This window comes from Mesorhizobium sp. WSM4816 (assembly GCF_055811535.1).
The window spans coordinates 25,204-32,608 of sequence record NZ_JBVVQR010000053.1; the positions used below are offsets into that span (position 1 = coordinate 25,204).

Here is a 7,405-nt window from a genome sequence, read left to right on the forward strand (position 1 = left end):
TCCTAAGTCCAGATGCCACTATGAATTCAGCCTTGTCAGCTTCGCCCTGTATTCCTCGTCCAAGATTGCTGGCAGGGAGATTTTCTTCGTCCTCGCGCCGTCGACGGCGATCATTTCCCCGCTCACGAAACTGGATTCATCACTTACAAGCCAAAGGACTGCATTGGCGATTTCGTTTGGAGAGCCGATCCGTCCGACCGGGTGAAGCTCAGACAGTTCCCGCTCAACCAGGTTTCGGTCCGGATGGAGCTCGACATACGCGCGGTTGAGATCGGTATCAATCCAGCCGGGGCACACGGTATTGCACCGGATTCCGTCCGGCCCCAGGTCGACTGCCAGCCCCAGCGTAAGACCGTGTACGCCAGCCTTTGTGGCCGCATAAGCCGTATGCCATGGGTTGACCATGAAACCTTCGACTGAGCCGATGTTGACAATCGTGCCAACTCCGATGCGCCTCATTTCGGGGGCCACATACTTCGCCATCAGGAATGGACCACGAAGATTGACGGCCATGAGCCGGTCCCAGTCATCGACGGTCTGCTCATCGATGGACTTATGAATGACAATTCCGGCGTTGTTGACCAGAACGTCTATCCGCCCGTACCTAAGGAGGACTTCATCGACGAACACTTGAACGGAAACCTCTTTGGTGACGTCTAGAGGTAAGAACAACAGTCCTTCCGAGTTGCCGTCCGCCGGATCGACACTAACGTCGCCAACGATGACCACAGCCTCTTCGCCAGCCAGCCTTTCGGCAATCGCCCGCCCAATACCTCGGTTGCCGCCCGTAACGATAGCGACTTTTCCTGACAGCCGATTGCCCATGATTCTTGTTCCTATCCTGCAGTGAAGCCGCCATCGATCGGGACGGCTACGCCTGTTATGTGCCTGGCTTCTTCGCTGGCGAGGAACACCGTCAAACTTGCAATTTCCTTGGGCATGGCGACGCGGCCCTGAGGAATGGAGTCGATATTCCTTTGAAGAATCTCATCCGCAGTAACCGGCTCGGAATGCGCCGACACCAGCATTGGCGTATCCACGGCGCCAGGACAGACCGCGTTGATGCTGATCTGATCTTTGGCGTGGTCCAATGCCATAGCTCTAGTCAAAAGGACCACCGCACCCTTGGAGGCACAGTATGCGGCTAAATTGGTGCAACCGACCAAGCCCACATTGGAAGCTATGTTAACAATGCTGCCACCGCCGGTTTTTCTCATTGCCTTCACGGCGGCGCGGCTGAAGTAGAAAACTCCGCTCACGTTAGCGTCAAAGGTCTCCCGCCAGTCGTCATCCGAGGTATCAACGGAATTGCCGCGCCGAATGATCCCGGCGCTGTTTACCAAGACGTCGACCTTCCCAAAGCGCTTCCCAGCATACGCGATCACCTGGTCAGCGAAGCCCGAGTCAGACACGTCGCCGAGCATCAATTGAGCCGCGCAACCGAGTTTCTGGACTGACTCCAGAATCCGCTGACCCCGGTTGTGATCGCGTCCGACCAATACCAGCGATGCTCCCGTCGCGCCGAAAGCCTGTACGACAGCATCGCCTATTCCCGAGGTTGCCCCGGTGACAATAACGACCTTCTTGGAATTCTTCATGTCGATATCGTCCTGTGAAGGGGAGGCAGGCCGAGAACCTAGGGTCCAACCGAAGCGCTATGTTCGCTTACTGCCAGTTCCCACCTTCTCGCAAGCATCCAAAAAATCATGTGGCGGACAATCTGAAGTCATGAGCGCCGCGACAATTAATGGGCCCGGATAAGGCATTACCGTAGGTTATCCGGCCCCCAAGTAATACTCATTTGAAGTGAATCCGGTCGGCTCCTATAGCTCTTCGGCCACGGAAAAATTCAGCTGGCTAGTTAGCCGCTGACACGGGGGCAACGATGGATTCTAAACTGATAACGCCTGGACCGGATGCCCACGTCCTCCGTGACAATTGGAGCGACTTGCGGAAGTTCCGGCCGATGCCTGACATCGATTTTAAAAGGCTCGACGGGTATCGAAAAGGGCGGATCAGAGCCGCAATGCGAGACGCTGGCGTTGGGCTTTGCGTTCTCGTGAGCCCGATCACAATTCGATATGCAGTGGACTACAACACCTTTCCGCTGTTCCAGTCGCACATTCCGGTGACTTACCTCTTTCTGCCCCTGGAAGGGCCGATTACGCTCAATCAAGCTTTTACAGTCGGATCGTCAGCTGACAGCGTGAGGGAAGGGAGACCGATCTCGTTCTTTGAGGGCGGTAATGAGCTTCCGGAGATGGCTAAGCTCTTTGCGAACGACATCGTCGCATTTCTCAACGAGATTGGCTCGACCAATCGGAAAGTGGCGATCGAATACGTCAACCCCAGCATCACCCAGGCCTTGATGCAGCGTGACCTTTATGTCGTTGATGCCGTCGATATCGTCGAAGGCGCTCGAGTTATCAAATCTGAAGACGAGATCGCCTGCATTCGATGGGCATGTGCAGTCGCTGAGCATGGCATTTCGCACATGCAGGCGAGCATGGGCCTTGGTGTGACGGAATTGCAGCTGTGGGGACTATTGAACTATACCAACCTCGCCAACCAAGGCGGGTGGCACGAGGGACGCATGCTTGCTTCCGGACCCCGCATCAATCCTTGGCTGCAGGAAGCTACCCAACGGGTGATCGAACCGGGGGATCTCGTGGGATTTGACACTGATATGGTCGGCCCATTTGGCTATTTCTGCGACGTCTCACGGACATTCTACTACGGCGACCAACCGCCAAGCGTTCGGCAACGAAGGCTTTACCAGCTGGCTTATGAAGAATTGCACAGCAATATGAGGCTTATACGGCCGGGACTAAGCATGAAGGAATTGCAAGCTTCCGCTTGGCCCGTGCCGGAAGAATTCCACAAGCAAGCGTATCCCGCTCTCATCCATGGCGTGGGTATGTGCGATGAATTCCCACAGGTTAAGCCATCTTTTCGCGGCCCCGTAGCCTACGACGCGACCCTCGAAGCAGGAATGGTGATTTGTGTCGAGAGTTATATAGGCGCTGTGGGTGAAAGAGACGGCGTGAAGCTCGAGGAGCAGCTACTCGTCACAAATGACGGCAGTGAACTGCTTTCGAACTATCCGTTTGAAGACCGCCTACTAGGCTGATGCGCGCTTTAGCCGCCTGCATCCCTAACATCCGCAAGCAGGACTGATACAAGGGCTTGGCCATGATCTACGAGCTGAGGCATTACGTACCAATCGAAGGTATGAAAGATAGGATGAGGGAGCGATTTGCTCTCGATAGCCTTCCTCTTTTCAAGAAAGCCGGAATCAAGCTGATCGATTTCTGGGAAAGTAAGGAGACTGGCGAGATCTGGTACGTCGTCGAATGGCCCGACGCCGAGGCGGCGAGCATTGGGTGGCAGGAGTTTGTGAAAACACCGGAATGGAGAGGAATCGCGGCTCGCACCGAACAAGACGGTCCGCTCTCAACTAGTCGAGGATTCGTTCTGACGCGGCCGGATTTCGTCAAGGATGAGTGGCTGACGCGGTCCAAGTGACAATCGACTGGCTGTAAGGCCGCTGACCTAGCGGTACGTCGGAGGTGCGAGTGGGCCGCCAAAGACTCAACAAACGCAGCATTCTGATCGCCACAGACGATTTTACGTTAGGTTTCAGCCTGAAGGACGCTTTCGTCGAGGCTGGTGCTAATGTCAGCGGACTTGTGGACACGATCGAGGATGCTCTTGACGCGATCATGTCGTCCTTAGTCATTGATATTGCAATTCTGAGTGTCAACCTGGTGGGCGAGGAAACCTTCACGGCGGCCGATCACCTTGTGCGTCGCCGGATACCGTTTGTTTTTCTGGTCGGCCACAACAGTTCGGATATCCCCGATCGTTTCCGCGATATCCAGCGCTGCAATAGGCCCATTCGCCCCGCCGAACTGATCGCTGTGATGGAGGGGTTCATTCCATCTTAGCGGGGTAGGCGGATTCGACCTGTTTCGCTGGTCGATTGCGAAAGGCGGTCGGCGTCACGCCCAATTGATTCCTAAAGAGTCGAATGAAATGGGAGGCATCGGCGAATCCCGTCTCTAGAGCGATGTCGGCCAAGTTTTTGCGTGTCGTCGAAAGCAGAAACTCAGCGTGGTGGAGGCGGATCAGGCGGAGAGCCTGGCGTGGCGTCATCTCCAGACTAACATTGAACTTACGTTCCAATTGCCTGCGGGTTACACCTATATACTTTGCCACGAGATCCACGGTGAGTGCCCTGTCAACATTGTGGTGCATGAACACCAATGCCTTGCGCAGTGTCGGATCCTTGGTCTCAATTTTCAGCGGCGGCCCGGGCTGAGCCTCCTCCGGTCTCGTCAGGTCTGAGATATTCAACATTCGCAAGCTCTTCCGGGCAACAGCTTCACCCACGTGGCGCTGTACGATCCATGCGGCGAGATGGGCTGAACTATTCCCTCCAGGGCATGTCAGGCGATCGCGGTCGACGACGAACATCTGATCCGAGACGGGTTCGGAGCCCCCGCTATATTCAATAAAATCCTGGTGATGAAACCAGCTGACACAGCATTTATAGCCGTCGAGCAGGTTGAGCTTGTACAGTAGGAATGAGCCTGTGCAGATGCCGATTAATGGTACACCACTTTTTGCTGCGTCCGCCAAAAACCTATGGCAGGCGGGGCTTACATCAGTAGCTTGTGCGAGTAGCCCCCCGATTACCGCTACGTATTGGAAATGGTTAGGTTCACTTAGCCTCTGGTGTGATTGGATGGTAATTCCGCAACTTGAACGAACCGGATTCATCGTGTCGGAGAGTATCTTCCAGTCACAATTAACCCTTTCGCTGCGGTCGCCCTCGTCACTTGAAAGCCTGAGTACATCTACGAAGTTCGCCAGGGCACTAAGTGTAAAACGCGGCGTCAAAATAATACCGACTGTCAGCTTCGGTTTGGGGCTGGGATGTGCGGCGAATCTCAATTTCTATCTCCGAACCACGGCGCAGAGGAGGCGCCGACGCTCGAAAGGCTACGGCTCAGCCAGCCCGACGCCCTCGCTACAAGCCAACAATACGGGATAGCTTCCGCCTCTGACCGCTCAAGAACGACAGCTTCACTAGATAGACGTCGCATTAATGCGCGACGCCCCGAATGTTTTGTCTAACGTGTCAGGATTGTGGGCTGCAATTCGTAAATTGGTCGGAACAACGATGAGTCTTGAAAAGAAAACTGTTGTCGTAACTGGAGCGGCCGGCGGAATGGGCCAGGCCATCTGCAGGAGGTTCGTCGGAAACGGATACTTTGTCATCGCCGGAGACGCCAACCAAGAGCGGTTGATTGCAACCGCCGAAGACCTGAACCAGAGAGGCAAGAACGCGTTAGCTCAGCCCGGGGATTTGCGCAACAAGGCCTATTGCGAGGGTCTTATCGAGACCGCGGTCAGCCTTACCGGACGGCTGGATGCTCTGGTTAACAACGCGGGCATCATCACACGCGGCACCGTCCTTGAAACGAGCGACGAGGATTGGGAAAGAACCTTCGACATCAATTTGAAATCGATGTTCTACACCTGCAGGCGTGCTGTCGGCTTCATGAAGGCTCATGGTGGCGGGTCAATCGTGAACATCTCTTCGACATGGGGCATTTATCCAGGCCCAACGCACGCAGTTTACTGCACGAGTAAAGCCGCCGTAGCCATATTTTCTAAGTGTTTGGGCCGCGATCATGCGGCGGATGGAATAAGAGTCAACGCCGTCTGCCCGGGAGAGATCGATACGCCTATGCTGCGCTCAGGCTTTGTCCATCGTGGGTTAGATCCCGACACAGCGGTTGCCGAGCTCAGCAAGTCAAATCCGCTCGGTCGCCTAGGTGATCCGGGCGATATTGCCGATGCGGTGTGTTTCCTATGCTCGGATGCTGCTCGGTTCATCGCGGGGACTTCACTCGAAGTAGCTGGAGCGAAAGCCGTCTATTGAATCTTCGCTATGCGTGCAGACGGGGCCGGGGGAAGGGCGCAAGCGGGATTGCTGGCGGCCTGAATACAGGCCTGGGAGATCGAACGGACACAATGAAGCTCGGTTTCTCATCCTCTTTTGGCGCGCTTTTTGCTGGTGTCACTACTGCTCCTGCATGGCTCCCAGGCGCCATGTTCGTGCGGTGGGGTAGCACTCGCTCAAGCTCAACGGGGTGCTGGATGTTGTGGCATGTTTCTCCAAAAAGGTTGTATCAGCGCCATTGGGCTGGCGGCCGGTACGGTATCCATCATCTATGCCCTCTACCACTCCTAACCGCCGCCGTAACGGGTCCATTGTAGGAGAACGCGTTCCCGCCCGTGGATTAAAGGCGACACTTCGGCGTAGTACTTGAGGAGGATTGGATGCTCCGGGAAATCCTTAGAATTTGGTGCAATCTGGGAATTGAGATCGCTGCAACGCAAGCCCATTCCTCCTCTTGTGGATTCGTCATCATGCCAAGCGATTGTCGGCTCGATCTCCAGCAATCCAATACGGCTCCGGCCCGAGGGATTGAGACGGATTTTTCGACAGAAGGCAGAAACAAACCGTGAAACATTTACCATGTGACGTATCTCAGAGGCCGACCGGATATTAGGTTGGGCGATGTCAACAGGATGTAATTCCTCAAGGTGTTCGAATCCCTCGGAGAGCAGATGGCCTGGACCGATATCACCCGCTGTCAGCACAGCCGAGAGCTCCGCTGCGCAGGTGATTGTAGTGATGTAGAATCGGCCTTGATCGAACTTTTGATGCCAATGCAGACCGGGATCGATGGGCCCAGCGCAAGACCTGCATATGATCCGCAACGCGATCCAGTACATCGAACGTTGGAAATCCTTCGGCAGAAGTGCCCGCGGGCACGTCGCCGTCGCGAATATTTTTACGGCCTGCGCGACAATGGGTGTCCGATTGATCGGCATCGGCCGGTAGAGCCGTGCGGTCGCGAGGATCGATCGTCGGGCCTCTCGACACCTTTGCTCTTGAAACGCTCCACTTGCGCACCGTGCGGGCATACGCCTGCGGCTGACGCGACGCCCTCTGGCGTCTGCCCGCTCAACACCTGTTTCTACATTCTCAACCCAGAGGCGTTGAACTTGCATTTTTGGGCATGTTCATCCTGTCATCCGAGCAATCACTGAAGTCTCGCAACCTCAACTTCCTCGCCCCTGGATAGGGTCGACGAGCCTATCGAAAGCTCACATCTAAACTAGTCTCTTGTGCGGGCTCCCGACGCATTTCATTTCCATTGCTATGTCGCCACGCGGGAGGCTGGGCAGCAATGTTGTTGCCGATTCGGGATACTTCGGAGGCAAAAATGCGAGTTGATATCAATATTTTCGGGACTGTCAGGAATTCTGTGCGCGAGGCCATGATGATGGAAAGGAGAGAATCATCACATGGCTATCGAGAAGGAAC

At 55.2% G+C, this 7,405-nt stretch carries 8 protein-coding genes; 4 read left to right on the top strand and 4 right to left on the bottom strand.

From position 1 onward, the window contains the following. Positions 1–18: 18 nt before the first annotated feature. Together AC0L3H_RS30845 and AC0L3H_RS30850 are read right to left on the bottom strand one after the other, a co-directional pair. Positions 19–825 carry an SDR family NAD(P)-dependent oxidoreductase gene (locus AC0L3H_RS30845; RefSeq protein WP_473587992.1) on the bottom strand — a complete coding sequence of 269 codons (807 nt, stop codon included), beginning with the start codon at positions 823–825 and terminating at the stop codon, positions 19–21. An 11-nt stretch (positions 826–836) separates the two neighbouring features. Further along, the gene (locus tag AC0L3H_RS30850) at positions 837–1,598 is read right to left on the bottom strand and encodes an SDR family NAD(P)-dependent oxidoreductase (RefSeq protein ID WP_473587993.1); all 762 of its coding nucleotides are present in this window, start codon (positions 1,596–1,598) and stop codon (positions 837–839) included. A gap of 368 nt (positions 1,599–1,966) precedes the next feature. On the opposite strand from AC0L3H_RS30850, the gene AC0L3H_RS30855 reads away from it, so the two are divergent. The 3 genes from AC0L3H_RS30855 (at position 1,967) to AC0L3H_RS30865 (ending at position 3,947) form a co-directional block, all read left to right on the top strand. Continuing rightward, positions 1,967–3,130, top strand: a complete 1,164-nt coding sequence (locus AC0L3H_RS30855) for a M24 family metallopeptidase (protein ID WP_473587994.1) — start codon at positions 1,967–1,969, stop codon at positions 3,128–3,130. Positions 3,131–3,192: 62 nt separating this feature from the next. After that, on the top strand, positions 3,193–3,525 hold the full coding sequence (locus AC0L3H_RS30860; protein ID WP_473587995.1) for a hypothetical protein: 333 nt from the start codon (positions 3,193–3,195) through the stop codon (positions 3,523–3,525). A 50-nt stretch (positions 3,526–3,575) separates the two neighbouring features. Then, positions 3,576–3,947 carry a response regulator gene (locus AC0L3H_RS30865; protein ID WP_473587996.1) on the top strand — a complete coding sequence of 124 codons (372 nt, stop codon included), beginning with the start codon at positions 3,576–3,578 and terminating at the stop codon, positions 3,945–3,947. Here the strand turns inward: AC0L3H_RS30865 and AC0L3H_RS30870 are convergent. Further along, positions 3,934–4,956 carry a GlxA family transcriptional regulator gene (locus tag AC0L3H_RS30870; protein ID WP_473587997.1) on the bottom strand — a complete coding sequence of 341 codons (1,023 nt, stop codon included), beginning with the start codon at positions 4,954–4,956 and terminating at the stop codon, positions 3,934–3,936. The genes AC0L3H_RS30865 and AC0L3H_RS30870 overlap by 14 nt on opposite strands. 154 nt (positions 4,957–5,110) lie before the next feature. Between AC0L3H_RS30870 and AC0L3H_RS30875 the strand changes: the two genes are divergently transcribed. Further along, complete coding sequence (locus tag AC0L3H_RS30875; protein WP_473587998.1) at positions 5,111–5,950, top strand: SDR family NAD(P)-dependent oxidoreductase; 840 nt, start codon at positions 5,111–5,113, stop codon at positions 5,948–5,950. A 308-nt stretch (positions 5,951–6,258) separates the two neighbouring features. Here the strand turns inward: AC0L3H_RS30875 and AC0L3H_RS30880 are convergent, their stop codons facing one another. After that, positions 6,259–6,810 carry a hypothetical protein gene (locus AC0L3H_RS30880; protein ID WP_473587999.1) on the bottom strand — a complete coding sequence of 184 codons (552 nt, stop codon included), beginning with the start codon at positions 6,808–6,810 and terminating at the stop codon, positions 6,259–6,261. Between the last annotated feature and the right edge of the window lie 595 nt (positions 6,811–7,405).

Coding starts and splice junctions, on each gene's coding strand:
- AC0L3H_RS30845 (WP_473587992.1), bottom strand. CDS start 825: ATGGGCAATCGGCTGTCAGGAAAAGTCGCTATCGTTACGGGCGGCAAC.
- AC0L3H_RS30850 (WP_473587993.1), bottom strand. CDS start 1,598: ATGAAGAATTCCAAGAAGGTCGTTATTGTCACCGGGGCAACCTCGGGA.
- AC0L3H_RS30855 (WP_473587994.1), top strand. CDS start 1,967: ATGCCTGACATCGATTTTAAAAGGCTCGACGGGTATCGAAAAGGGCGG.
- AC0L3H_RS30860 (WP_473587995.1), top strand. CDS start 3,193: ATGATCTACGAGCTGAGGCATTACGTACCAATCGAAGGTATGAAAGAT.
- AC0L3H_RS30875 (WP_473587998.1), top strand. CDS start 5,111: ATGCGCGACGCCCCGAATGTTTTGTCTAACGTGTCAGGATTGTGGGCT.
- AC0L3H_RS30880 (WP_473587999.1), bottom strand. CDS start 6,810: ATGTACTGGATCGCGTTGCGGATCATATGCAGGTCTTGCGCTGGGCCC.